Consider the following 22,001-nt stretch of genomic DNA (forward strand, 5'->3'; position numbering starts at 1 on the left):
TCAGTTGTTCCGGGGCAGTTCCCGAGGGCGCACCTCCACGATCAGCTCCTCTCCATCGCGTTGGAGGGTGAGCTCCATCGGTTCACCCACCTGGCCGCGGTCCACGGCGAGTTGCACCTCGGTGGGCGTCTGAACCGATTTGTTCTCCACCTTCAGAATCAAGTCACACTGGCGGATTCCAGCGGTGGCTGCCGGCGTGCCGCTCACCACATCCTTCACCAGGACGCCATTCACTTCGGGAACCGTACAGGCGCTGTTGGTGGCGTTGATCTCGCGAGCCAGCTGCGGGGTGAGGTCCATCAGCTGCACTCCGATGAAGGGATGGGAGGCCTGGCCTGTGCTCACAATCTGCTGCGCGATGCGCTTGGCCAGGTTGATGGGAACGGCAAAACTCAAGCCGCCTCCAGGCGCGGTGCGGATCGCTGTGTTGATGCCAATCACCTGACCAGCTGCATTGATCAGGGGACCGCCGCTGTTGCCGGGATTCACCGCCGCATCGGTCTGGATGTAGGGAACCCGCTGGCCTTCACTGATCGCATTCAGCCGGCCGACCGCGCTGATGATGCCGGCGGTCACGGTGTTGTTGAGGCCGAACGGGTTGCCGATGGCAATGGCCCATTCCCCTGGCCTGAGCTGATCGGAGTTGCCCAGGGCCGCCACTGGGAGGTTGTCAGCCACAACTTTGACCACAGCCACATCCGTGAGGGGGTCCGTACCAAGCACCTTGCCCTTGAAGCTTCGTCCGTCCGGAAGGGTCACCGCCACCTGATCGGCTCCTCGCACGACGTGCTCGTTGGTGAAGATCAGACCGCTACCCCGGGTGATGAAGCCGGATCCTTGGCCCTGCTGACGCTGGCTGGACGGCCCCATGCCAAAGATCCCGCCGAAGGGGTTGTTCACCTCTTTCACCACATCGATCCGCACCACGGCAGGTCCGACACGGTCCACCGCCTTCACGATCACGTTGTCTCCCGGTTGCAGCGGAGCGCTGCGGGGCTGATCGTGCACCACGGGAGGTGGTGTCACCGGTGGCTTGGGCGTCAGGCCCAGCTGGTCTCTCACCAGGCTGCAACCGGAGAGTGCGCTTCCGGCCAGGGCGATGGCGAACCAATGCTGGGCGTTGGGCATCACGACGAGATGTGTGCTGATGCATTTAAGACGGACTGAGCGGATCGGCATGCGTAGATTCGGCGCTCGGGCGAATGGCGGTTTTGGTGCAGACGGGCGAAGAGCTCTGGATCAAGGTGCGGGATGGGTTGCAAGCCAAGCTGAGCAAGCCCACCTTTGAGACCTTCATTCGCCCGACGGGTTGCCGCGGCTTTGCCAATGGGGAGCTGAAGCTTCTGGCTCCCAATCCCTTCGCCAGCGTGCGTCTGCGGGAGCAGCTGCTTCCCACGATTGCGGAGATGGCTAGCAGCATCAGCGGTCAGCCTGTTCACGTGACGGTCCTGGCGGAAACCGCCTTGCCCGTGCCGGACACCAGTGATGAGGCTTCAGCCGCCGGGGATGCGGCTCCGCCGCCAGCCGCCCAGGAGTCGGTGGCGGCTCCGGCTCGGAGCGGCTCTCCACGGCGCTACCTGCCCGGGCTCAACCCCCGCTACGTGTTTGGCCGCTTTGTGGTCGGCCCCAACAGCCGGATGGCCCATGCGGCCGCTCTGGCCGTGGCCGAAGCGCCAGGCCGGGAGTTCAATCCCCTGTTCATCTGCGGTGGTGTGGGCCTGGGAAAAACCCACCTGATGCAAGCCATCGGTCACTACCGGCTTGAAATTGATCCCGGGGCTCGGGTGGCCTACGTCTCCACCGAGACCTTCACCAACGACTTGATTCAGGCCATCCGCAAGGACGGCATGCAGGCCTTTCGCGATCGCTATCGCGCCGCCGATCTGATCCTCGTGGATGACATCCAATTCATCGAAGGCAAGGAGTACACCCAGGAGGAGTTCTTCCATACCTTCAATGCCCTGCACGAGGCTGGGCGTCAGGTGGTGATCGCCAGTGATCGTCCCCCCAGCCAGATTCCGCGCTTGCAGCAGCGGCTGATCTCCCGTTTCCAGATGGGGCTCATCGCTGACATTCAGTCGCCTGATCTGGAGACCCGCATGGCGATTCTTCAGAAGAAAGCGGAGCAGGAACGCATGTCTCTGCCCCGTGATCTGATTCAGTACATCGCTGGTCGCTTCACCTCGAACATCCGCGAGTTGGAGGGGGCCCTGACCCGGGCGGTGGCTTTTGCCTCGATCACGGGCTTGCCGATGACCGTTGAATCCGTGGCGCCGATGCTGGACCCCACCGGTCAGGGGGTGGAGGTCACACCGCAGCAGGTGATTGACAAGGTGTCCGAGGTGTTTAATGTCACGGCTGAGGAAATGTGCAGCAGCACCCGTCGCCGCGCCGTGAGTCAGGCACGGCAGGTGGGGATGTATCTCATGCGCCAGGGCACCGACCTCAGCCTGCCGAGGATCGGCGACAACTTTGGCGGAAAGGATCACACCACAGTGATGTATGCGATTGAGCAGGTGGAGAAAAAGCTGGCGTCCGACCCCCAGCTCGCGGGTCAGGTGCAGAAAGTGAAGGATCTGCTTCAGATTGATTCCCGCAAGAAACGCTGATCAGCGGCAGGCTTTCTTGTTGCCTTTCCAGCCCGGCATCGCTTGGGCTGCCGCGGAGCAGACCAGCTGGCGTGCTGCCGCGAGTGCCGGGTCCAGCCGCTTCGAGCTGAACGGTGGCAGGGGGCGGCTGCGCAGCCAGGCGGCCCAACGAAATTCGTGATACGGGATCAGCGGCTGTGGCTTGATCCATCCCTCTTGCTTGAGCTTCCAGACCAGGCTCCGGTAGGGATCGTCCTCGAGACCCAGCAGACTGGTGGGCAGCTGATCGGCTGGGCGGGGGCCGTTGCCCCGACCGTCGTAGAGATAAAGCCACCCCTGGCTTTGCAGAAACGACAACACAGCATGTCTCTCTGCTGTCGGGATCTCCTGCACCACGTAAGCCCAGGTGGTGGCCCCGGGATCAATGCCGATCAGGCCCCGCAGGCGATGGTGACGATCCAGCATCCACATGGCGCCATCGGCAGAGCGGATCAGGGGTACGGGTTTGCCGCGCAGGTAGGCGAGACGCTGCTGGCGTGTGTCTTGGGCGAAATCCCTCTCGCGCGACCAGATCTCAGCCAGTCCCACACACCATTGGGTTGGCTGCAACTGTGCCGCTGACACCTCGATCAGTTCGGCCTTCTGGTCGGGGGCCGGAATCGGGTGGTAGGCGGGCAGCCGCAGGGGCACGACTCAGCTTTGACGCCCCCGCACTATGACCCACTGATGAAGGGTCGGGGATCCTGATCAAAGCGATCCCGCACGGGGAGCGGGGTGGCTTGCTCAGGTCCGTCCAGCTGCGCGGTGGTTTCAAGGGCCTGGCGCAGCAGACGCGCCGCTGGCAGGGGCATGTCCCTGGGAACGGAAATTCGATCGCGCAGGTAGCGGAGCCCGGCGGCACTCCCAGATGGAGGAGGGCAGGGCGTGTTGCGGATCAACTGGGTCAGTGCACAGCGCAGGGGCTGGTCAAAGGCTTCAGCACCCATCGGATTGACCTCCCGCAGCCGCTGCTGATGACGGAGGACCCGGCCGAGGGCGATGGCGGCCTGATCGGTTGGATTCACTCCATCCCAGCAGCCCTCGTCCTCACCAAGGCCATCGCCTCGGTCGATCTGTTCGGCCAGGCGTTGCGCTTCTGCTCCATCGTCCGACCAGCAGCCGCCCATCTGAGGAGGAAGGTCGTGGGCATGGGTGTGAAAGTCGCTTTGGGTGCCGCGGTAGGTCTCCAGTTGTTCTAGAGCCCGGAACCAGCGGTCAATGGCTGGATGTTCAGCCCTCAGCCGATATCCCTTGTAGTAGGCCAGCGAGGCATTCATTCGTTCCACGTAGGGAACGAAGATCAGATCCACGGTTTGCGGCTCCGGACCCCGCAGCCATGGGCCTTCCACTCGATTCAGCTCGCTTTCGAAGCGCTGGGCAACCCCTTGAAACTGCTCTCGGGCGAGGCCCTGTTGTCTCGGGCTCAGCCGTGGTGAACACAGCCAGATGCACCAGGCCTGAAACAGCAGACGTTCAAGACGGCGGAGTTCAAGAGCCTCCGGCGTCGTCATCGCCATGCCGAGGGGGCCGAATTGCTGCTCGAGGGCCAGCAGGATGTCGTCGCTCTCCGTGATCAACTTTCCGTGCAGATCCAGGGCCGGCAACATTCCTGAGGGAACTTTCTCCAGGAACCACGGTTCCTTGGGTCCGTAGCACCGCATGGTGACTTTGCGGATCCGATAAGGGATTCGCTTGAACTCGAGCCAGAGCCATATTTTTTGGCAATAAGGGCACCAGGCGTGATGGTCGCGGTACAGCGTGACCATCAGGCTGGATTCAGGCTGCCCAAACAAGCGCAAGGTGGCCTGGGCATTGGTCGGCCCTTCAATCCGATTCGGTTCCGCCTTCGCCAGTCTGGTCAGTTCCGACCAACGCAGTGGTTCAGCTGATTCCGATGAAGGGGGCATGCAGGATTGGTGCAAGCGTTCTCCGTCCATAGGACTGCCAGTCGCCCAGCTCGTGCATCAGCGCCAGACAGTCCTCTTGGCGGCCCTGGTCAGCAAGCTGTTTGAGCCGCAGCTTCATGTCGTCGCTGGTGATCATCATCACGATTTCGCGGCGTTGCGATCGCTTGATCCGCAGCTCAGGTTCAGGCGACTGCCTGCGGCGCTTGGAAGAACGGTTCATTGTTTAAGGACGCGGTTGAAATACGACCGATTCGTCTTGGGCTTCTACGGCCCTCTTCCCCGGACCATAACGCCATCTTTACGAATATGCCCGTCGTCTCGGTCACCCCCATCGGAAGAAGAATGGAGGGAAGCAAACCGCTGTCATGGGCACTGATTTGGATCTGATTGTTCTTGGGGCGGGCTCCGGTGGGCTTGCCGCTGCAAAACGCGCTGCCAGCCATGGAGCCCGCGTCGCGATCGTGGAGGGAGATCGTGTCGGGGGGACCTGCGTGATCCGCGGCTGTGTTCCCAAGAAGCTTTTGGTGTACGGCGCCCAGGCTCGGCATCAACTGGCGGATGCATCGGCCTATGGGCTGCACATCCAATCGGTGCGCTCCGATGTGCCTGACCTGTTGCGGCGCGTGCGCGCCGAGGTGGATCGGCTGAATGCGCTCCACCTTGGATTTCTGGAGAAGGCCGGCGTTCAGCTGATCTCCGGTTGGGGCCGCTTCACGGCAGCGGATCGCATCGGTATCTCCAATCAACGCGGTGGGCCCGTTCAGACGGAGCTTTCAGCAACCCGTTTTCTGGTGGCAGTGGGTGGCCGTCCGGCACGGCCTGAGATCCCAGGGATTGAAAAAACTTGGGTGAGTGATGACATGTTCCAGCTTGAGGATGTCCCTGCGACCGTGGTGGTGGTCGGCGCAGGATTCATCGCCTGTGAATTCGCCTGCATCCTGCGAGGCCTCGGTGTGGCGGTCACCCAGGTGGTGCGCGGCCCCCGTCTTCTGCGCGGGTTTGATGCGGAGTTGGCGGATGCTGTCTTGAACGGGATGCGTGACCAGGGCATTGAGGTGCTGCTGGGCCAGACGGTGGTGGCCGTGGAGGGGACTCCCGGTGCGTTGATCGCGCAACTGGGGAACAGTCAGTCCCTGAATTGTGGAGGGGTGTTGATGGCCACCGGTCGTCGCCCCTGGCTTGCGGATCTGGGTCTGGAGGCTGCCGGCGTGGCTGTGGACAACGGGCGAATCAGGGTGGATGACAACTCCTGCACCTCGGTCGCGCACATTCATGCCGTCGGCGATGTCACCGACCGGGTCAACCTCACGCCTGTCGCCATTGATGAAGGTCGTGCTTTTGCCGACAGTGTGTTTGGTTCGCGTCCGCGGCAAGTCGACCACGACCTGGTGGCCAGTGCCGTGTTCAGTGATCCAGAGCTGGCGACCGTTGGCTTGTCTGAAGAGCAGGCGACGGAACGCTATGGCGAGGAAGGCGTTGTTGTTCATCGCGCCCGCTTCCGTTCAATGGCGCGGGCGCTGCCAGGCTCCGGCCCCCGTTGCCTACTGAAGTTGGTGGTGGAGAAGCAGACCGATCGGGTGCTGGGGTGCCACATGGTTGGCGAGCATGCGGCGGAGATCATTCAGATGGCCGCCATTGCCGTTGGGATGGGCGCCACCAAAGCTGATTTCGATCGCACCATGGCGTTGCATCCCTCCGTTTCAGAGGAGTTCGTGACGATGTAAGCAACGGTGCCCCAATCAGGCCAGGTGATCGGCCAGCCGCAGTGCCAGGGCGATCACCGTCAGCCCGGGGCCAATGCTTGGGCAACTGGGAAAAATGCTGCTGTCGGCGATGTAGAGGTTCTCCAGTTCATGGCATTTGCCGTTGGGGTCCACCACCGCGTTGGATGGGTCCTCGCCCATGCGACAGGTGCCGCAGCTGTAGCCCACGACACTCAAGGGAGCTTCTCCGCGCGCATGGGTAGGTGCCTTTAAAACGACTTTGGTCAACGGATCGCTCTCCACGGCTTTCAGCGTGTCGATCCAGCGGTACACAAGGCGATCATGGGCTTCCCGGTTGTTGGGGATGTAGTTGATCCGGATCTGTTCGTTGTTGAGCCACACCTTGTTGTGGGGATCTGGACGCACCTCCGTCATGGCCCACCAGGCCACCGAGCGGGAGGCCAGCCGCTCGAGGCCGAAGTCGGGGATCAGCTTGGTCACCAGGGACAGCACCGGTGGTGACTCGGCGAACAGTGCATCCTGAAGAACGCCACCGGCGGCTTGAATGTGCCCCAGTGGAAAACTGACGTTCTTGTCTCCCCAGTAGTAGTCGTTGATTCCCAGGGAGCGTCCGTAGCGGCCGCTGTTGCGCTCTGTGGCCAGCTGCAGAATTGAGGTGAGCTGCAGATTCATCAGATTCCGCCCCACCTGATCCGATCCGTTGCCGATGCCCTTGGGATGGTGAGCATTGTCCGAGCGCATCAGGATGGCCGGCGTGTTGATGGCACCGGCGGCAATGACCACGACATCGGCACTGAACAGCCAGGCATCGCCGTTCACCTCAGCTTCCACGCCGCGGATGGCTCTGCCACCTGGATTCACATGCAGGCGCAGGACGCGGGCGTTGTCACGCACGGTGAGCCTTTCGGGATCACCCACCTGCAGTCCAAACAACTGGGAATCGCCGCTGGGATCGTCCCGGTCGTCTGACCAGCTGATCGGCATGTCGTAGGGCTGGCAGCCTTGGCGTTGGAGAGCGGAACGCAGGGGTTCCAGAAAGGGTTCCACCGGTTTGGGTGCACGCTCATAGCCTGAGCTGCGCTGGGGCTCGCAGGGGTCAACGCCTGCTTTGCCGTGAACCCTGTAGAGGGTCTCGGCCTGCTCGTAGTACGGCGCCAGTTCGGCGTAATCCAAGGGCCACGCCGGCGATACTCCGTCCTGAAGGGCTACTTCGTTGAAATCCTGTTCGCGCATGCGTTCCAATACCGCCCCCCAGATCTTGGTGTTGCCTCCCCGTGCGTAGGTGGTTTGCGGTGCAAAGGGATCGCCGTCGGGTCCGAACCAGCGCTCACTCTTGGGGTGATACCGATCCTTGCGGAACAAATCCACGTCGGCGACGTTCTGGTCTTCGAGGGCCATCGCCCCGCCGCGTTCCAGCACCAGCACGTTCTTGCCTTTGCGGCTCAAAGCCCCGGCCAGGGTGCCACCCCCGGCACCGCTGCCGATGACGATGACGTCGTAGTGGTTGTCGTCGATGATCATGGAGTTACTGCCAGACGTAGATCAGAAGGAAGAGAAGAATCCAGATCACGTCGACGAAGTGCCAGAACAGGCTCACCGCAGCGACGCCCATCTCGCCTTTGTCGTAGTTCCCTGGGATGAAAGACCGCGCCAACATCAACCCCATCAGCAGGATCCCGGTGATCACGTGCAGACCGTGAAATCCCGTGAGCAGATAGAACAATCCTCCGAACACACCTGTGCTGAGGCTGAAACTGAGTTCGGACCACTCCAGGTATTGGCCGTAAACGAAGTAGGAGCCCATGGTCATGGTGAGCAGCCAGACCGCGCGGAAGCCCCAGAGGTTGCCCTTGTGCAGAAATCGCTCAGCGACATAAGCCACGAAACTTGAGCTCACCAAGACCACGCTGTTGATCAGGGGCATGCGCACCTCCAACCCCTCCACGCCGTCCGGCAGCCACTGCGGAGCTGTGAGCTTCAACACCGCGTAGCCGGCGAAGAAAGCGAGGAAGATGACGCTCTCAGAGCAGAGGAAAATCACAAAGCCGGTCATGTTGTGGCCGTCGTGCTTCACATGGCCTGGGGTGTGATTCATGGGCAGGTCGGGATTGACACTGGTCATCGGTTCAGGCCTCCTGGGAACGGCGCACGTAGAACTCCTCGTCCTCAACGAGGGGGTGCCCGAGGCCGTAGCCGTAGGGCTCACTGATCACGGTGGGGATGTCGTCTTCGAAGTTTTCGGCCGGTGGCGGTGAGGGCAGCAGCCATTCCAGGCCGATGGCTCTCCAGGGGTTGGGGGGAGCCTGCGGACCCCGGGCCCAGGAGCTCACCATGTTGAGAATGAAGGGGATGGAGGCGACGCCGAGCATGAAGGCACCGATGCTGCCGAGCACGTTCCAGATCGCGAATTCAGGGTCGTAGGACGCGACCCGGCGCGGCATCCCCAGCAGCCCGGCCCAGTGCAAGGGCAACCAGTTGAGGGTGGCCCCGATGAAGGTGAGCACGAAGTGCACTTTGCCTAAGCCCTCGTAGTACATCCGGCCCGTGAATTTGGGGAACCAGTGGTAAATCCCGGCGAAGACCCCGAAGCCGATTGTGTTGAAGATCACGTAGTGGAAGTGGGCCACCACGAAGTAGGTGTTGCCCACGTGAATATCGATCGGCACGGTGGCCAGCATCACGCCGGTGATCCCGGCGAAGATGAAGTTAAACAAGCCACCCAGGCAGAACAGCATCGGAGTGTTCAGGCGCAGATTGCCCTGCCAGAGCGTTCCGAGCCAGGCGAACACCTTCACTCCGGTGGGAACGGCGATCAGCATCGTGGTGAACATGAAGATATGGCGCATCCAGTTCGGCGTGCCGGTATAGAACATGTGGTGCGCCCACACGATCAGGCTGAGGAAGGTGATGCCGAAGGAGGCGATCGCCACGAATCGGTAGCCGAACAGTGGCTTGCGGGCATACACAGGGAACAGTTCGGAGAAGATGCCGAACACCGGCAACACCAGCACGTACACCGCTGGGTGGGAATAGAACCAGAAGAAGTGTTGAAACAGCACCGGATCACCGCCGCCTTCAGGGCGGAAAAAGCTGGTGCCGAAGCTGAGGTCGAACAGCAGCATCACCGCACCACCGGTGAGGGCTGGCAGCCCCACCAGTTGGATGGTCTGGGCGGCCCAAGCGGTCCAGACAAACACCGGCATCTTGAAAAAGCCCATGCCGGGCGCCCTCATCCGGATGATCGTCGTCACGAAATTGACGGCACCCATGATCGAGGAGATGCCCGACAGGGCCACAGCAAGGATCCAGAGGAATTCACCATTGATGAAGTGCCCCAGAGGGTTCTGCAGACTCATCGGTGGGTATGACCACCATCCCGATGACGCCGGCCCACCGGGTGCGAAGAAGCTGCCCATCAGCACCGCGGCAAACACGGGCACCAGCCAAAAAGCGGCCGCATTGAGCTTCGGAAACGCCATGTCTGGCGCGCCGATCATCGTGGGGATCAACAGGTTGTTGAAGCCATTGAGGATCGGAAACAGGAACAGGAACAGCATCACTGTTCCGTGCATGGTGTAGAGGCCGTTGTAGACGCTCGGATCCACCAGATCCGCGGGCGGTGTGATCAGTTCACCCCGCACGATCATCGCCAGCAGGCCTCCCACCAAAAGGAAGAACAACGACGTGGCGATGTATTGGATGCCGATCACCTTGGCATCGGTGTTGAAGCTGAAGAAGCGCTTCCAGTTGTCCGGTGCACCCGGGACCGGGTGGGGGGCCTTGAGGATGCGCGGGTCGTAGTTCGTGGATGTCATGGCGCGTCTCAGGCGTCGTGGGGGATGGAGGGATCGCCGGGGTCGTTCACCATCGGGGCCGGAGCGGGAGGAACCGTGGCCCAGCCTTTGTCTCCTCGACTGAGACGTCGGTCGTACAGCGGCCGCCCTGGATCGAGACCGGGCTGCAGTGGCTTGTTGGCTGTGGCCTTCAGCCAGCCGTCGTAGGCCTGCTCGGATTCGACGATGACGTCGGTCTGGTTCTGGGAGAAGTAGGCGCCGCTGAACATGGCGTCCCTCAACCGGAACCTCCCCTCCTTGGTGGGGGTGAGGCTGTAGGAAATGATGCTGCCGGGGATGATGTCTTGCTTCAGACGGAAGGCCGGTACAAAGAAGCTGTGCAGCACGTCTTCCGAAATCAGCCTGAGATTCACCCGTTGATCCACCGGGATGTGGAGTTCTGAACTGCGCACACCGCTGGGATAGACGAATTCCCAGCTCCACTGGCGGGCAATTACATCAATCGGTCCGATGTCAGCGGTGGGATCGACTGCAATCAGTGCGGTGGGGTCGGTGCCGATGGCGTACTTCTGCTTCGGACCAAGGGTCTGAAGCTTCATGTTCACGTTCATCGTGTACGTGGCGATCACGAAGACCGTCACCAAGGGGATGATCGTCCAGATGATCTCCAGCTTGGTGTTGCCCTCAATCGGCGCACCATCGCTTTCGTCGTATTTGCCGGCCCTGTTGAACAGCAGAACCCAGCCCATGACGCCGGTGCAGCCAAAGAAAATGAAGGAGCCGATGCCGGTCTCAAGGGCGAACAGATCGTCGACGTAGGACGCTGCACTGGATGCCTGCGGTGGGAACCAGCTGTAGGACCATGTCGCCATCAGCTTGGCAATCACAAGATTGATCGCAACAGCGATGCTGATGATCACGATGGCGCCGATGTTCGGGCCGTTCTTGGGGGAGGTGGTGGTCATGGCAATGCCTCCTGCAGATCGGCACCGGCAGCAAGTAACTGATCTGCGGTGATGTGCACCCCGAAGTCGCTGGCCAACCAGGCGCCAAGGCTTCCGTGCAGACCCATGACCAGCAGCATGGCGGTGCCGGAAAGCAGATACAGCCAGGTCACCTGACGGCCAAGGTCCTTGCGCCAAACAAAACGTTGGTAGCCCCGCCAGATGGTCATGGCCACGATCACCAGCAGGATCGCGACGCCACCGATGGCATGCCAGAGCATCGTGTCGATGGCAGTCTGGCCGAGGATGCTGCGAATGCCTGGCAATGGAACCGCCAGCAGCATTTCGTAGAACCCCGCTGCCACGGTGAAGAAGCTGATGCCGCTGCAGGCCACGAGGTTGTACCAGCCCACGTCGTGGAAGCCGCTGCGGGTCACTGGCAGAGCCAGAAAGCGGAAGACCCGTTTTTCCAACGGATAGAACGCACCGGCGACGTCGAAGGCGATGGCGATCGCAAACAACCCGATGGTGAGGTGCACCAGGTTGGGGTGCAGCGGGATGGCGTAGGGAAGATTGTTGGCGCCGAGGGAGTCGGCGATGTCGTTGATCGGCGATGCGATCGTGGCGAAGAGCGTCACGACACCACCCCCTGACGGATGGCCTCAACCACGGGGACCGTGTGCAGGCCATAAACCCAGACGAGCTTGTCGCCGAGGTACACCTGCGTGATCACGAGACCCGCCAGCACGACGTCAAAGATGAGGAAGCCCTTGGGCAAGATTGCTGGGTCTTTTTGTCGGGCGACGTAGCGCCAGCTCGTGAGCAGGGCCAGTACACCGGCGAGGGACCATCCGATGGTGCTGTGGATATTGAGGATGTCCCGTGATGCGCCGTAGGGATTGGCGAGACCGGCTTCCACTTGGCCGAAGATGATGGCCACGAAGATCGCGACGGTGGCCACGATCAAATTCCAGAAGCTCACCTCAAAAAGGTTTTTCTTGCCGCTGATCACACCAATGACGTCGAACACAACCGTGATCAATGCCATCGCGATCACGAAGTGAACAACGATGGGGTGAATGACGTCGAGCCAGGGAAGATTTTTGTCGTTGAGCGGGGGAAGCAGCTCAAGCATCGGCAGGCCGAGCATCATCTGGCTCAAGGATGAACACGGTTGATCAGGCGGTCATCCCTGGATGAGGAAATACAACTCCATTCGTCTCATCACCGGTCATCACCGGTGTTGCTCTGATCCCGCTAGCTCCTTGTTCTCCAGAACACAAGCGCCTGGGTCATGATCACGATCATCACGATCGGCAGCACAAGGCACAACATCAAGAGCCGGAATTCGTCCGACCAACTGGCGAGAGATGTCCTGGGAAGAACGTTGTCAACGATGTAAAGGATGTAGAGACCCAGCAACAATCCACCCTCCAGTCGACTGATCTGTCCTCGCGTCCAGAAGATCGGCAGGCAAGCCAGGCTGGTGAGCAGCATGACCGGCAGGTCCTCCCGAATTAATTCTGGGCTGACCTCCAGGCCGCGGCCAGCGGCGGCCAAGGCTCCGCCGCCAAGCACCAGCAGCAGGTTGAGTAGGCAGCTGCCCACCACGTTGCCAATCGCCAGATCGGTTCTACCCCTCAGGGCAGCAACGAGGGAGGTGATCAATTCCGGCATGGAGGTTCCGGCTGAAACGATGGTCAGACCGATCACCGCTTCACTCACCCCCAGATAGGTGGCGGCGGATGTGGCTCCACTCACCAGCACCCTTGATCCGATGGTGAGGATGCCGATTCCTCCGATCAGGCGCAGGGTGGCCAGGCTCCAGCCACCGCTCGCTGCGTTGTCTTCGATATCGGGTTCAGCACTCCCACTGTCGTCCGGTTGTTCTCGGGCGGTGCGGATCTCCCAGATGGTGTTGATCACAAGCCCCAAGAACAGGGCCAGGCCCGCTTGCCAGGTGACCCGTCCTGCTGAGGCCATTCCCCAGACCGCAGCAGAAATCGCAATCATTAGTGGAACGTCGCGCCGCACAAGGCGGCTTTCCACGCGCAACGGCAGCACGAGGGCGCTGCTGCCGAGCACCACCATCACATTGAAAATATTGCTACCCACAACATTGCTCACCGCGAGGGCGTCGGACCCTTGAAGCACCGAACTCAGGCTCACGAACAGTTCCGGGGCGCTGGTGCCCAGTGAAACCACCGTGAGCCCGATCACGAGCTGGGGAATGCCGAAGATCACCGCCATGGCGACGGCGCCCTGAACGAAGAGCTCTCCGCCACCAAACAGCAGTCCGATTCCCAGCAGCACTTGGATCGAGGCCTGTAGAAATTCAGGCATGGGGAGAGATCAGGTGTGTGGGGATTCTGCTTTGCCGTGACTCCACTTAATGTAGGGCGCTGCCATTGAGTTCCAGAACTCTTGTTGAATCGGATCACCACAAGCAATCTTCGCGGCGACGCCTTCGGCGGCGTGACCGCCGCGGTGATTGCCCTTCCGATGGCCTTGGCCTTTGGAGTCGCCGCGACGGGCGACCCTGCTCCTGGCCTTTGGGGAGCCGTGATCATCGGTTTGGTGGCCGCCGTCTTCGGCGGTACGCCCACCTTGATCTCCGAACCCACCGGTCCGATGACCGTGGTGTTCACCTCAGTGATCCTCAGTTTCACCGCCACGGCCCCGGACAAGGAAACGGCCATGGCCATGGCCTTCACCGTGGTCATCCTGGCGGGCCTGTTTCAAATTCTCTTCGGCGTGTTCCGTCTGGGGCGTTACATCACCCAGATGCCCTACACGGTGATCTCCGGCTTCATGTCGGGGATCGGAGCCATCCTTGTCATTCTCCAGCTGCCGGCTTTCCTCGGTCAGACCGCCTCCGGCGGGGTCATGGGAACCCTGTCCAATTTGCCCGGGTTGATCGCTGGTGTGCAGCCGATGGAGCTGGCTCTGGCCTTGATCACCGTCGCGATCCTCTGGTTCACCCCAGCAAGCGTCAAGCGTTTCTGTCCGCCACAGCTCCTGGCTTTGGTCTTGGGAACGGTTCTGTCGATGACTTTGTTTCACGACGCTGGCCTTAATACCATTCCTCCCTTCAACGCCGAGCTCCCCAGCCTTCATGTGCCCACCTTCTCGGGAGGGCAGCTGCGTTTGATGTTTGTTGATGCGGCTGTGTTGGGCATGCTCGGCTGCATCGATGCGCTGCTCACCTCCGTGGTGGCCGACAGCCTGACCCGCACCGAGCACAACTCGAACAAGGAACTGGTGGGTCAAGGACTGGCGAACATCGCCTCGGGTGTTTTTGGAGGTCTCCCTGGTGCGGGCGCCACCATGGGCACCGTGGTCAACATCCAGGCTGGCGGGCGTTCGGCCCTCTCTGGAATTATCCGAGCGGTGATTTTGGTGGTGGTTGTTCTGGCCGCTGCCCCCCTCGCTTCCACGATCCCCCTCGCTGTACTGGCTGGGATCGCCCTGAAGGTGGGTATCGACATCATCGACTGGGATTTCCTTCAACGCGCCCATCACCTTTCGGTGAAGGCTGCAGTGATCACCTACGGCGTGATTGCCCTCACGGTGTTGGTGGATCTGATTACCGCGGTGGGCATTGGCGTCTTCGTGGCCAATGTGCTCACCATCGATCGGATGAGCGCGTTGCAGTCCAGAAAAGTGAAAACGATCAGCACCGCCGATGACGATGTGGAGCTGACTGAAGAAGAACAGGTGTTGCTGGATCAGGCCTCCGGCAAGGTCCTGTTGTTTCAGCTCGCCGGTCCGATGATCTTCGGTGTAGCCAAAGCCATTGCGCGCGAACACAACGCCATCGGCAATTGTCAGGCGGTGGTCTTCGACCTCTCAGAGGTATCCCACTTGGGGGTCACCGCTGCGATCGCTCTCGAGAATGCGGTCAAGGAAGCGATTGAAGAAGGCCGCCAGGTCTACCTGGTCGTTGCGACGGGAAGCACAGAGAATCGGCTTCAGAAGTTGAAACTGCTTGATCGGGTTCCCAAGAGTCACATCAGTGCTGATCGCCTCGTGGCCTTGCGTCTTGCCGTGAATAGCTTGTCGCTGAATGACTGACCAGATCTCGATCATCGCTCCAGATGATTGGCACGTGCATCTCCGTGATGCCGAGATGCTCCAGCAGGTCGTGGCCCATACAGCCCGTCGCTTTCGTCGGGCGATCGTGATGCCCAATCTGCGTCCTCCGGTGACAACCGTTGCTGCAGCACGGGCATACCGCGAGCGCATCAAGGCCGCGTGCCCCGCTGATCTGGAGTTCACGCCGTTGATGACGGCCTACCTCACGGACTCGATTGAACCTTCTGAGCTCGAGACTGGATTCGACGAGGGAGTGTTTGCTGCGGCCAAGCTGTATCCAGCCAACGCCACCACCAATTCGTCAGCAGGGGTGACGGATCTGCTGCAGATTGATCCAGTGCTGGAGACGATGGCCCGGATCGGAATGCCGTTGCTGATCCACGGAGAGGTCACGGATGCCGAGATCGATATTTTCGACCGTGAGGCGGTGTTCATCGAACGCCATTTGGCACCGCTGCGGGACCGTCATCCTGCGCTGAAGGTTGTGTTCGAGCACATCACCACTGAGCAGGCGGTGCAGTACGTCAGCTCCGCGGGTCACCACCTAGCGGCCACCATCACCCCCCACCACCTGCACATCAACCGCAATGCAATGTTTGCCGGGGGGTTGCGCAGCGATTTCTACTGCCTTCCTGTCGCCAAGCGGGAATGTCACCGTCAGGCCCTACGCCGGGCGGCGACCAGCGGTGACCCCCGCTTCTTTCTCGGCACTGACACAGCGCCTCACGAGCGGGCATCAAAGGAGAGTTCCTGCGGTTGTGCCGGTATTTTCAATGCTCCCTTCGCTTTGGAGAGCTACGCCCAGGTCTTCGATGAAGAGGGTGCTCTTGCCCATCTGGAAGCTTTCACCAGCCTGAATGGGCCGGCCTTCTACGACCTGCCAGCGAACAGCCAACGCATCACCCTGCAGCGGCGTGATCATTTGGTTCCGGAACTTGTGAATGGACTGGTTCCTTTCCATGCTGGAGAGATCCTCTCCTGGGCCGTCGCCGATGCACCTGATCAAGTTCAGCTCTGAAGACTGCGGAACCTGTCACCGCATGAGTCATTACGACGGAAAGGTGGCTGAGGAACTCGGCTGCAGCTTCATCTCAGTGATGCTGCAAGACACCGAGATGTACCGCAAATACAGAAAGATCCTGCTCAAGCAGTACCCCAACAAGGAGGGTATGGGGTGGCCGACCTACCTGCTGGTGAGCGATCCCGATGGCGATTTCTCGATCGAGGGGGAATTGAAGGGCGGTATGCCCAAGGGAGATTTCCGCACCAGGCTCGCCGAGTTGCTGCCGTCCTGAACGCGGGTGGTGGGGGCAGGGGGACTTGAACCCCCACAGGCCTTTCGGCCCGAGCGATTTTAAGTCGCGTGCGTCTACCGATTCCGCCATGCCCCCGCCCGGACATCTTAGATTTCCCCCAGCTGTCCTCAGGCCTTGGACCTCTCGTCCCTGCTCCATCAAGTCCCACAGGACACACTGCTGGTTCTTTTGGCCTACGTCGCGCTGGGCGGTCTGTACCTAGTGGTCATTCCGCTAGCCCTTTTTGCCTGGATGAATCAGCGTTGGCATCGGATGGGCAAGCTGGAGCGACTGGGGATTTATGGGATGGTCTTTTTCTTTTTCCCGGGCTTGATTCTGTTTGCTCCGTTCCTCAATTTCCGCCTGAGCGGGCAGGGAGACGTCTGAATTGACGCGTGGAAAGGTTCTCCTGATCGGACTCGCCGTCCTTCTGCTGGGAGGGATAGGGCAAGTGGGCTTTCGAGCTGCTGGATTTGAGGGTTTCTCAGCAGGGATTGCTGCCCAGACACTGCTGGTGGTGATCGTTGTGATCTGGACGAGTTCCTATCTGTTTCGGGTTGTGACCGGACAGATGACCTACATGAATCAGCGGCGTCGCTACCGCGAGGTGTACGACAAGGAGGAGGCTGAAGCGCTTCAGGCTCGTTTTGATGCTCTCCCAGAGGAAGAGCAGCAGGCGCTACTGCGCAAGATCGGAGCTGATGCCACGGTTTCTGTGGACGGTGACGCCCCCGCCGACTCATAGGCTTTCGAGGTTTGTTCCTGGTCGGTTGACCGAGATGCCCAATCAGCAGTCCTCTTCCATCGCCCAGCGCTTTGAGCAGCTGAAGCAGGACGGTCGCCTCGCTCTGATGCCGTTCCTGATGGCTGGCGACCCTGATCTCGCTGTGACCGCTGAGGTGCTCCTCAGCCTGCAAAGCGCCGGGGCCGACATGGTGGAACTGGGGATGCCCTACAGCGATCCCCTCGCTGATGGACCAGTCATTCAGGCCGCAGCCTCCCGGGCTCTTGCCGCTGGAACCACGCCCAGTGCGGTTCTTGACATGCTGCGGTCCTTGAAAGGGACATTGCAGATCCCCGTGATCCTGTTCACGTATTCCAATCCCCTGCTCAATGTAGGAATGGAGGCGTTCTGCCAGTCCGCAGCGGAGGCTGGTGCAGCGGGGCTGGTGGTTCCTGATTTACCGCTCGAAGAGGCGGAGCGGTTGTCGACAATTGCAGAGCGCCACGGATTGGATCTCGTGCTTCTCGTTGCACCCACCACACCCAAAGATCGAATGGGTCGGATTGCGACATGCAGCCGAGGTTTCACTTATCTGGTGAGTGTCACTGGTGTCACCGGTGAGCGGGCCCAAATGGAAAGCAGAGTCGAAGGGTTGGTCCAGCAACTCAAACAAACCTCACCCGTCCCAGTCGCCGTTGGTTTCGGAATTTCAGGCTCGGAGCAGGTGCGCCAGGTTCGTGGCTGGGGTGCTGATGGAGCGATTGTGGGCAGTGCACTTGTGAAAAGGATGGCTGCAGCATCTCCTGGTGAAATCGCTCAGGAGGCTGGTCGTTTTTGCGCTGAGTTGCGCCTCGCTGCTGATCAGCCTTAGTTGGATCTATCACGCTGATCGCATGAAAAAAAAACCGACGAAGATCGGGGTTGAAGGGTCTCGACCTGAGACAGAACGCTGGCGCTTACAGCGCCTGTGGCTGCATCACTCTTCGTCTTCGTCACTCCCACCAACAGGCGTCAAACGAATTTGTTTGCGGCCCAGTTTGATATCAAATTCATCCCCTGGATTGAGGTCAAGAAGGGCAGTGTAGGCCTTGCCGATCAACAAGTTGCCATTGCCTTGCACTGTGGCCACATAGCTGAGTTTGCGCCCACCCTTGCCGACACCGCCCACACCACCGACGCCAAGGTTGACGCCTTTGGCTTCCAGCAGCGCTTCATAGAAAGTGGTGAAATTCAAACGTTCGCCACCATCCTTTTTCGTGGAGACATAGCCACAGGCACGCACCAGATCAGACTTGCTGACATCACCTAGATCTTTGACTTTATTGAGAAGGTCGCCCCCAGTGAGCATCGCTTTCTTGAGAAATCAACCTTCACAACATAGCGTTTGTTCTAGCCGTTATGCCATCCTTTCTAGTGAAAAGTTCTTTGGTATTTCATCCTTCGCTATGGCACGTTTCGTCTTGTGGGGCACTTACTGTGAGGATGCTCTTGTGAAGCGTGCTCCCTATCGAGATGAGCACCTTGCTCGCCTCAAGGACCTTAAAGCGCAGGGAACGCTTGTCACGCTTGGTCCCACCGAAGGGAGTACCCACATATTTGGAATCTTCGAGGCGGACAACATCGCCTTCGTTCGCAAGCTTGTTGAGGATGATATTTACTGGAAGCAAGGTATCTGGACGGCTCTTGAGGTTTATCAATGGGTCCAGGCATTTTGAGCCTGCATCAGGATCCATTCGGCCACAAGCTGATCACCATCCGCCCCTAGAACGTCTGCATAACCGCTCATCTGGCCTCGCCCTTCACGGGCGATGGCTGCGATGGCATCCACCGTTGCGATGTCATCACGCTCGAGGGTCTTCAGCTTCAGATTTTTCCCACGGCGAATGATGTTGCCGCCGTTGATGTGGCATCCCGCGCAGTGCTGTTCGAACAACACTGCTCCTTGGCTAGAGCCTTCAAGGGCAGCGGGTGTGGCCTTGGCTGTCCCAAGGTTCAGCAGCAGCAGCAGAAACGCACCAACGCAGTACCGCAAGACATTCGTCAGCACAGGGATGTTGTGGCTTGGATCAGTCTGCTTGAGCAGCTCAAGCCTCCCTTCGGTAGCGCTGGATTAGGTCATCAGGGGAGCGGTAATCCTGCGGAAGTGAGGTGTGCAGTCTGTTCAGGTAATCCCAGCAGACCGTCCGGCGAATGGCATCCAGGTCGCGTCCATCCGCGACAAGGCGCCTGAGGGCCTGGCAGTAGGCGGAGAAGCCTGCTTCCAGATCGCCGATGGTGAGTTCCTTGGCTGCAGACGGCATGAAAGAGAACGTCAGGATCTTCTAACTTTTGCGCCTGTTCCTGAATTGGTCTGTTGTCAGGATCACTCTTGGAGCCGTGCAGTCGCTCGATGGCGGAACAGGATCTGATCCGTTTCCTCAGCAAAATCTCCCAACTTCAGTCTCTTGCGGATCGTGTCCAGCAGGACTCCGTCAGTCGTGAACAATTGGCGGCCTGTGCCGATCACAACCAGGTTGTGGAGTTGGCTCAATCCTGGGGCTTCGATATTGGTCGGCGTTGGGGAGAGCGTGACCATGGGCCGGGGGGGGAGACCAATCTGCTGGCGACTGCTTGTCCTCCTCCTGGTGAGGAATCAATGCATGTGTTGGCGTCGGCTGAGACGTGGAGATTGCTGCTGATTGCATCGAACGACTATCGATCCCCCAGCGGCGAATGGATGGACCAGTCCGACCATGAATGGGTGCTTGTTCTGCGGGGTAGTGCCTGTATCGCGCTGGAGAACCCTGATCGGATTGTGGATCTCAGTCCTGGGGATCATCTTTCGCTGTCGCCCCATCGGCGCCACCGGGTCGAGCGCACGGATGGCGACCCTGGAACGCTTTGGCTGGCCCTGCATTGGGATGAGAACTAAATCTGCTTAGGCACGCCATTCCCACGATGGATCGTTCAAGCCCCAAAAGGCAATGAGCACGACAGCTGATTGCCGTTGGCCTGATCGCTAACGAGAGTGTGTTTATCGAGATCGGAGGAGCCCATGACGGCCGACACTCCACCTGAGCAAATCAGAGAAGCAGACTGACTTTCTGGCCCCCTGCTCCAACAGTTTCCACCCATTCGTAAGCAAGTCGTCTGGCGCGACAACGAAGACCGTCAAGCCAGTCGAATCTCCTCTGCATCGTTTGGAGGTGCCCCGCAGGAGAGTTGCTTCACACCTGGACCCGATGGCCCCAGGGTGCCTTGAGTTAGACGCTTCGACCTTTCCTGTCTCAGTTCCATTGCTGGAGGAGATTTCCCAAGGCATCAGACACTGAATTTGAGGTCGATTGCAATGTGCAAACGAGCGAGTTAGGCCGTCTTTCCATCGGGAAGGGCGGCCTTCCTCTTGGGCCGTTGCCCCTCAGCGCTGGTGGGTCATCCCTTCGTGCGCGTCGTCTCAGTTCCCCAGACGGGTGAATTCTTGAATGAGGGTTCGATTGAGCCGGTCGTCGCAACCAACGACCATCTGGGGATAGATGGTGCCTTGCCGGACGGGGGCATAGGCCGCAGCACAAACGTCATGGGTCGCGCGTTTCCAGGTTGCCAAGGCTTCCGGTGAGAGCTTCTCCTGAAGTGACTTATTGGATTCCTCCCACTTTTGTGATGCACACCACCTCATCTCGATGGTGTTTTGTCCAGGGCAATGAATCTGAGGTGGATCTGCTTGTGCCGGAATGGCCGGAAGGAGCAGCACTGAAAGCAGGAACCGTTTCATCTCGCCATGACAGTCATGTTCAGCTGTGGTTGTCAGGTTTGTTGGCAGCTTCACGCCCCAGGCCTGTCCTGGTGGGTGTTGCATTGGCACGTTTGACCAACCAGTACGCAGCGGAGAGAGAGACAACCGCAATGCCAAGACCAACCAAGAGCTGGGGTTTGTTTTCAGCACCTGAGGGCAACACGATCACTTTTCTGGCCACTGCTGTGAGAGCCGTCACCAGAACCAGTTCGATTTGCACCACATGGCGCCGCAGATAACTGGTGATGTTTTGCAGAACCTCCAGAGCGATCAAAACCGTGAGCAGATCGCCGAGAATCTTGATCAGGTCGTCGCCCAACCAAGTTGCTGCTGATCCAGTCAGCAACTTGGAACCCAAAGAAATGATCAGCTGGATGATTGCTGCGCAGATCACAACAGCGGTGATCAGGGTGAGCATTCGGGCGACTTCGCGCTCACCAGCATCGACAAAACCAAGAAAACTTCGCTTGGATCGGATTGGTCCGCTCACGGGGTCAGTCGTTGAAGGGGTTGTAGTAAGGACGCGCTGGTGTATCGCTGGCCGGGTTAACCACCTTGGTGTCGCAGGTGATCGAGCCGTCCTCTGCCGTGACGCAATTCGTGGCCTCGATCTTGCTGCCTTTGCCTGTTGCGCTGCCAGGTCCCCTTAGCCAGCCTTCGGTCTGGGCGAGTGCAGGCGATGCTCCAAACACCGACATCGTCAACAGGAAGGAGGCGCTGAGAAGTTGTGTAGGCGTCATCGGGACGATGTCTAAGCCACCACTTTGCCGGTGAAGGCCCCTACTCGGCACAGTCGTCTCGAATTTCCTGCAAAAGCAGATCAAGTTGACCGAACGGGTCGTCCTCGGCTGTCTTGGCGCCGACGCGATCTGCTGAGGGTTGGCCATGCCATTCGGCTTCAACAGCGCAGAGCCGCTCGGCCAGTCCCGATAGCCCATGCAGTTTGTATTCGCGTTCCAGCACCTCGAGCAGTGCGGGCATACGGGTCGACACGGCGCGCAGGTTTCGCCGCAGGTCGGCCTGCGTGCGCCCCTGGTGCTTCAACCAGTCTTTCAGCAGCAGAGTGAGATCCGCTTCAAATTCAGGGGTCCAGCCAGACATCAGTCAGCAAGTTCAGTT

At 60.0% G+C, this 22,001-nt stretch carries 28 protein-coding genes and 1 tRNA gene; 10 read left to right on the forward strand and 19 right to left on the reverse strand.

The window, feature by feature from the left end; genetic code table 11:
- Positions 1-1,128, reverse strand: coding sequence for a trypsin-like peptidase domain-containing protein (locus SynPROSU1_RS05185; RefSeq protein WP_186571818.1), 1,128 nt, complete (start codon positions 1,126-1,128; stop codon positions 1-3).
- An 83-nt stretch (positions 1,129-1,211) separates the two neighbouring features.
- Between SynPROSU1_RS05185 and dnaA the strand changes: the two genes are divergently transcribed.
- Positions 1,212-2,609, forward strand: a complete 1,398-nt coding sequence (dnaA, locus tag SynPROSU1_RS05190; RefSeq protein WP_186572259.1) for a chromosomal replication initiator protein DnaA — start codon at positions 1,212-1,214, stop codon at positions 2,607-2,609.
- On the opposite strand, the gene SynPROSU1_RS05195 is transcribed toward dnaA, so the two are convergent.
- Genes SynPROSU1_RS05195 through SynPROSU1_RS05205 form a run of 3 tightly spaced genes read right to left on the reverse strand, consistent with a single transcriptional unit; the run spans position 2,610 to position 4,754 of the window.
- Complete coding sequence (locus SynPROSU1_RS05195) at positions 2,610-3,278, reverse strand: ParB-like protein (RefSeq protein WP_186571820.1); 669 nt, start codon at positions 3,276-3,278, stop codon at positions 2,610-2,612.
- A 23-nt stretch (positions 3,279-3,301) separates the two neighbouring features.
- Positions 3,302-4,534: a glutathione S-transferase family protein gene (locus SynPROSU1_RS05200; RefSeq protein WP_186571822.1), complete on the reverse strand. Its 1,233-nt coding sequence runs from the start codon at positions 4,532-4,534 to the stop codon at positions 3,302-3,304.
- The gene (locus tag SynPROSU1_RS05205) at positions 4,509-4,754 is read right to left on the reverse strand and encodes a hypothetical protein (RefSeq protein ID WP_186571823.1); all 246 of its coding nucleotides are present in this window, start codon (positions 4,752-4,754) and stop codon (positions 4,509-4,511) included. The genes SynPROSU1_RS05200 and SynPROSU1_RS05205 overlap by 26 nt, the downstream gene beginning before the upstream one ends.
- Positions 4,755-4,899: 145 nt before the next feature.
- Between SynPROSU1_RS05205 and gorA the strand changes: the two genes are divergently transcribed.
- A complete protein-coding gene (gorA, locus tag SynPROSU1_RS05210; RefSeq protein ID WP_186571825.1) occupies positions 4,900-6,258 on the forward strand; it encodes a glutathione-disulfide reductase in 1,359 nt (452 codons plus the stop codon).
- Positions 6,259-6,273: 15 nt separating this feature from the next.
- Here the strand turns inward: gorA and SynPROSU1_RS05215 are convergent, their stop codons facing one another.
- The 7 genes from SynPROSU1_RS05215 to SynPROSU1_RS05245 form a co-directional block, all read right to left on the reverse strand.
- Positions 6,274-7,779 (reverse strand): GMC oxidoreductase, encoded by a 1,506-nt coding sequence (locus SynPROSU1_RS05215; protein WP_186571826.1) that lies wholly within the window; start codon positions 7,777-7,779, stop codon positions 6,274-6,276.
- 4 nt (positions 7,780-7,783) lie between these two features.
- A complete protein-coding gene (locus tag SynPROSU1_RS05220) occupies positions 7,784-8,380 on the reverse strand; it encodes a heme-copper oxidase subunit III (RefSeq protein ID WP_186571828.1) in 597 nt (198 codons plus the stop codon).
- 4 nt (positions 8,381-8,384) lie between these two features.
- A complete protein-coding gene (locus tag SynPROSU1_RS05225; protein WP_115023575.1) occupies positions 8,385-10,073 on the reverse strand; it encodes a cbb3-type cytochrome c oxidase subunit I in 1,689 nt (562 codons plus the stop codon).
- Between the two features lie 8 nt (positions 10,074-10,081).
- A complete protein-coding gene (locus SynPROSU1_RS05230; protein WP_186571830.1) occupies positions 10,082-11,017 on the reverse strand; it encodes a cytochrome c oxidase subunit II in 936 nt (311 codons plus the stop codon).
- Positions 11,014-11,634, reverse strand: a complete 621-nt coding sequence (locus SynPROSU1_RS05235; RefSeq protein WP_186571832.1) for a DUF2231 domain-containing protein — start codon at positions 11,632-11,634, stop codon at positions 11,014-11,016. The genes SynPROSU1_RS05230 and SynPROSU1_RS05235 overlap by 4 nt, the downstream gene beginning before the upstream one ends.
- On the reverse strand, positions 11,631-12,131 hold the full coding sequence (locus tag SynPROSU1_RS05240) for a DUF2231 domain-containing protein (RefSeq protein ID WP_186572260.1): 501 nt from the start codon (positions 12,129-12,131) through the stop codon (positions 11,631-11,633). Before SynPROSU1_RS05240 ends, SynPROSU1_RS05235 begins: the two co-directional genes overlap by 4 nt.
- Positions 12,132-12,253: 122 nt before the next feature.
- On the reverse strand, positions 12,254-13,339 hold the full coding sequence (locus SynPROSU1_RS05245) for a calcium/sodium antiporter (protein WP_186571839.1): 1,086 nt from the start codon (positions 13,337-13,339) through the stop codon (positions 12,254-12,256).
- An 81-nt stretch (positions 13,340-13,420) separates the two neighbouring features.
- Between SynPROSU1_RS05245 and SynPROSU1_RS05250 the strand changes: the two genes are divergently transcribed.
- From SynPROSU1_RS05250 to SynPROSU1_RS05260, 3 genes are read left to right on the forward strand one after another with little or no spacing between them, the layout of a single operon-like run.
- A complete protein-coding gene (locus SynPROSU1_RS05250) occupies positions 13,421-15,070 on the forward strand; it encodes a SulP family inorganic anion transporter (RefSeq protein ID WP_186571841.1) in 1,650 nt (549 codons plus the stop codon).
- Positions 15,063-16,109: a dihydroorotase gene (gene pyrC, locus SynPROSU1_RS05255; protein ID WP_186571843.1), complete on the forward strand. Its 1,047-nt coding sequence runs from the start codon at positions 15,063-15,065 to the stop codon at positions 16,107-16,109. Before SynPROSU1_RS05250 ends, pyrC begins: the two co-directional genes overlap by 8 nt.
- Positions 16,084-16,386: a thioredoxin family protein gene (locus SynPROSU1_RS05260; RefSeq protein WP_186571845.1), complete on the forward strand. Its 303-nt coding sequence runs from the start codon at positions 16,084-16,086 to the stop codon at positions 16,384-16,386. Before pyrC ends, SynPROSU1_RS05260 begins: the two co-directional genes overlap by 26 nt.
- 7 nt (positions 16,387-16,393) lie before the next feature.
- Here SynPROSU1_RS05260 and SynPROSU1_RS05265 read toward each other — a convergent pair.
- Positions 16,394-16,482, reverse strand: a tRNA-Leu gene (locus SynPROSU1_RS05265).
- Between the two features lie 39 nt (positions 16,483-16,521).
- On the opposite strand from SynPROSU1_RS05265, the gene SynPROSU1_RS05270 reads away from it, so the two are divergent.
- From SynPROSU1_RS05270 to trpA, 3 genes are read left to right on the forward strand one after another with little or no spacing between them, the layout of a single operon-like run.
- Entirely contained in the window at positions 16,522-16,773 is a 252-nt protein-coding gene (locus SynPROSU1_RS05270; protein ID WP_186571847.1) for an NAD(P)H-quinone oxidoreductase subunit L, read from the forward strand.
- Position 16,774: 1 nt separating this feature from the next.
- Positions 16,775-17,131, forward strand: coding sequence for a DUF3007 family protein (locus SynPROSU1_RS05275; protein WP_186571848.1), 357 nt, complete (start codon positions 16,775-16,777; stop codon positions 17,129-17,131).
- A gap of 34 nt (positions 17,132-17,165) precedes the next feature.
- Positions 17,166-17,981 (forward strand): tryptophan synthase subunit alpha, encoded by an 816-nt coding sequence (trpA, locus tag SynPROSU1_RS05280; protein WP_186571850.1) that lies wholly within the window; start codon positions 17,166-17,168, stop codon positions 17,979-17,981.
- A 105-nt stretch (positions 17,982-18,086) separates the two neighbouring features.
- On the opposite strand, the gene SynPROSU1_RS05285 is transcribed toward trpA, so the two are convergent.
- Positions 18,087-18,458 (reverse strand): AbrB family transcriptional regulator, encoded by a 372-nt coding sequence (locus SynPROSU1_RS05285; RefSeq protein ID WP_186571852.1) that lies wholly within the window; start codon positions 18,456-18,458, stop codon positions 18,087-18,089.
- A 97-nt stretch (positions 18,459-18,555) separates the two neighbouring features.
- On the opposite strand from SynPROSU1_RS05285, the gene SynPROSU1_RS05290 reads away from it, so the two are divergent.
- Positions 18,556-18,825 carry a YciI family protein gene (locus tag SynPROSU1_RS05290; protein ID WP_186572261.1) on the forward strand — a complete coding sequence of 90 codons (270 nt, stop codon included), beginning with the start codon at positions 18,556-18,558 and terminating at the stop codon, positions 18,823-18,825.
- Here the strand turns inward: SynPROSU1_RS05290 and SynPROSU1_RS05295 are convergent.
- Together SynPROSU1_RS05295 and SynPROSU1_RS05300 are read right to left on the reverse strand one after the other, a co-directional pair.
- On the reverse strand, positions 18,804-19,157 hold the full coding sequence (locus SynPROSU1_RS05295) for a c-type cytochrome (RefSeq protein ID WP_370586258.1): 354 nt from the start codon (positions 19,155-19,157) through the stop codon (positions 18,804-18,806). The two genes, SynPROSU1_RS05290 and SynPROSU1_RS05295, sit on opposite strands and share 22 nt — an antisense overlap.
- 37 nt (positions 19,158-19,194) lie before the next feature.
- Entirely contained in the window at positions 19,195-19,410 is a 216-nt protein-coding gene (locus tag SynPROSU1_RS05300; protein ID WP_186571853.1) for a DUF3136 domain-containing protein, read from the reverse strand.
- 89 nt (positions 19,411-19,499) lie between these two features.
- Here SynPROSU1_RS05300 and SynPROSU1_RS05305 point away from each other — a divergent pair, with 89 nt between their 5' ends.
- Positions 19,500-20,021 carry a Nif11 domain/cupin domain-containing protein gene (locus SynPROSU1_RS05305; RefSeq protein ID WP_186572263.1) on the forward strand — a complete coding sequence of 174 codons (522 nt, stop codon included), beginning with the start codon at positions 19,500-19,502 and terminating at the stop codon, positions 20,019-20,021.
- Between the two features lie 522 nt (positions 20,022-20,543).
- Here SynPROSU1_RS05305 and SynPROSU1_RS05310 read toward each other — a convergent pair.
- From SynPROSU1_RS05310 to SynPROSU1_RS05325, 4 genes are read right to left on the reverse strand one after another with little or no spacing between them, the layout of a single operon-like run.
- Positions 20,544-20,861, reverse strand: coding sequence for a lysozyme inhibitor LprI family protein (locus SynPROSU1_RS05310; RefSeq protein WP_186571854.1), 318 nt, complete (start codon positions 20,859-20,861; stop codon positions 20,544-20,546).
- A 19-nt stretch (positions 20,862-20,880) separates the two neighbouring features.
- A complete protein-coding gene (locus SynPROSU1_RS05315) occupies positions 20,881-21,372 on the reverse strand; it encodes a phosphate-starvation-inducible PsiE family protein (RefSeq protein ID WP_186571855.1) in 492 nt (163 codons plus the stop codon).
- A gap of 4 nt (positions 21,373-21,376) precedes the next feature.
- Positions 21,377-21,622, reverse strand: a complete 246-nt coding sequence (locus SynPROSU1_RS05320) for a hypothetical protein (RefSeq protein WP_186571856.1) — start codon at positions 21,620-21,622, stop codon at positions 21,377-21,379.
- A 40-nt stretch (positions 21,623-21,662) separates the two neighbouring features.
- Positions 21,663-21,983, reverse strand: a complete 321-nt coding sequence (locus SynPROSU1_RS05325) for a hypothetical protein (RefSeq protein ID WP_186571857.1) — start codon at positions 21,981-21,983, stop codon at positions 21,663-21,665.
- Between the last annotated feature and the right edge of the window lie 18 nt (positions 21,984-22,001).

Origin of the sequence: Synechococcus sp. PROS-U-1 (genome assembly GCF_014279755.1) — a bacterium.
GTDB lineage: Bacteria > Cyanobacteriota > Cyanobacteriia > PCC-6307 > Cyanobiaceae > Parasynechococcus.

Bases quoted from the DNA above. Each gene is read 5' to 3' on its own strand.
- SynPROSU1_RS05185 (WP_186571818.1), bottom strand. From the start codon at position 1,128: ATGCCCAACGCCCAGCATTGGTTCGCCATCGCCCTGGCCGGAAGCGCA.
- SynPROSU1_RS05200 (WP_186571822.1), bottom strand. From the start codon at position 4,534: ATGCCCCCTTCATCGGAATCAGCTGAACCACTGCGTTGGTCGGAACTG.
- SynPROSU1_RS05205 (WP_186571823.1), bottom strand. From the start codon at position 4,754: ATGAACCGTTCTTCCAAGCGCCGCAGGCAGTCGCCTGAACCTGAGCTG.
- gorA (WP_186571825.1), top strand. From the start codon at position 4,900: ATGGGCACTGATTTGGATCTGATTGTTCTTGGGGCGGGCTCCGGTGGG.
- SynPROSU1_RS05215 (WP_186571826.1), bottom strand. From the start codon at position 7,779: ATGATCATCGACGACAACCACTACGACGTCATCGTCATCGGCAGCGGT.
- SynPROSU1_RS05220 (WP_186571828.1), bottom strand. From the start codon at position 8,380: ATGACCAGTGTCAATCCCGACCTGCCCATGAATCACACCCCAGGCCAT.
- SynPROSU1_RS05225 (WP_115023575.1), bottom strand. From the start codon at position 10,073: ATGACATCCACGAACTACGACCCGCGCATCCTCAAGGCCCCCCACCCG.
- SynPROSU1_RS05230 (WP_186571830.1), bottom strand. From the start codon at position 11,017: ATGACCACCACCTCCCCCAAGAACGGCCCGAACATCGGCGCCATCGTG.
- SynPROSU1_RS05240 (WP_186572260.1), bottom strand. From the start codon at position 12,131: ATGCTTGAGCTGCTTCCCCCGCTCAACGACAAAAATCTTCCCTGGCTC.
- SynPROSU1_RS05245 (WP_186571839.1), bottom strand. From the start codon at position 13,339: ATGCCTGAATTTCTACAGGCCTCGATCCAAGTGCTGCTGGGAATCGGA.
- pyrC (WP_186571843.1), top strand. From the start codon at position 15,063: ATGACTGACCAGATCTCGATCATCGCTCCAGATGATTGGCACGTGCAT.
- SynPROSU1_RS05260 (WP_186571845.1), top strand. From the start codon at position 16,084: ATGCACCTGATCAAGTTCAGCTCTGAAGACTGCGGAACCTGTCACCGC.
- trpA (WP_186571850.1), top strand. From the start codon at position 17,166: ATGCCCAATCAGCAGTCCTCTTCCATCGCCCAGCGCTTTGAGCAGCTG.
- SynPROSU1_RS05285 (WP_186571852.1), bottom strand. From the start codon at position 18,458: ATGCTCACTGGGGGCGACCTTCTCAATAAAGTCAAAGATCTAGGTGAT.
- SynPROSU1_RS05290 (WP_186572261.1), top strand. From the start codon at position 18,556: ATGGCACGTTTCGTCTTGTGGGGCACTTACTGTGAGGATGCTCTTGTG.
- SynPROSU1_RS05300 (WP_186571853.1), bottom strand. From the start codon at position 19,410: ATGCCGTCTGCAGCCAAGGAACTCACCATCGGCGATCTGGAAGCAGGC.
- SynPROSU1_RS05305 (WP_186572263.1), top strand. From the start codon at position 19,500: ATGGCGGAACAGGATCTGATCCGTTTCCTCAGCAAAATCTCCCAACTT.
- SynPROSU1_RS05310 (WP_186571854.1), bottom strand. From the start codon at position 20,861: ATGAAACGGTTCCTGCTTTCAGTGCTGCTCCTTCCGGCCATTCCGGCA.
- SynPROSU1_RS05320 (WP_186571856.1), bottom strand. From the start codon at position 21,622: ATGACGCCTACACAACTTCTCAGCGCCTCCTTCCTGTTGACGATGTCG.
- SynPROSU1_RS05325 (WP_186571857.1), bottom strand. From the start codon at position 21,983: ATGTCTGGCTGGACCCCTGAATTTGAAGCGGATCTCACTCTGCTGCTG.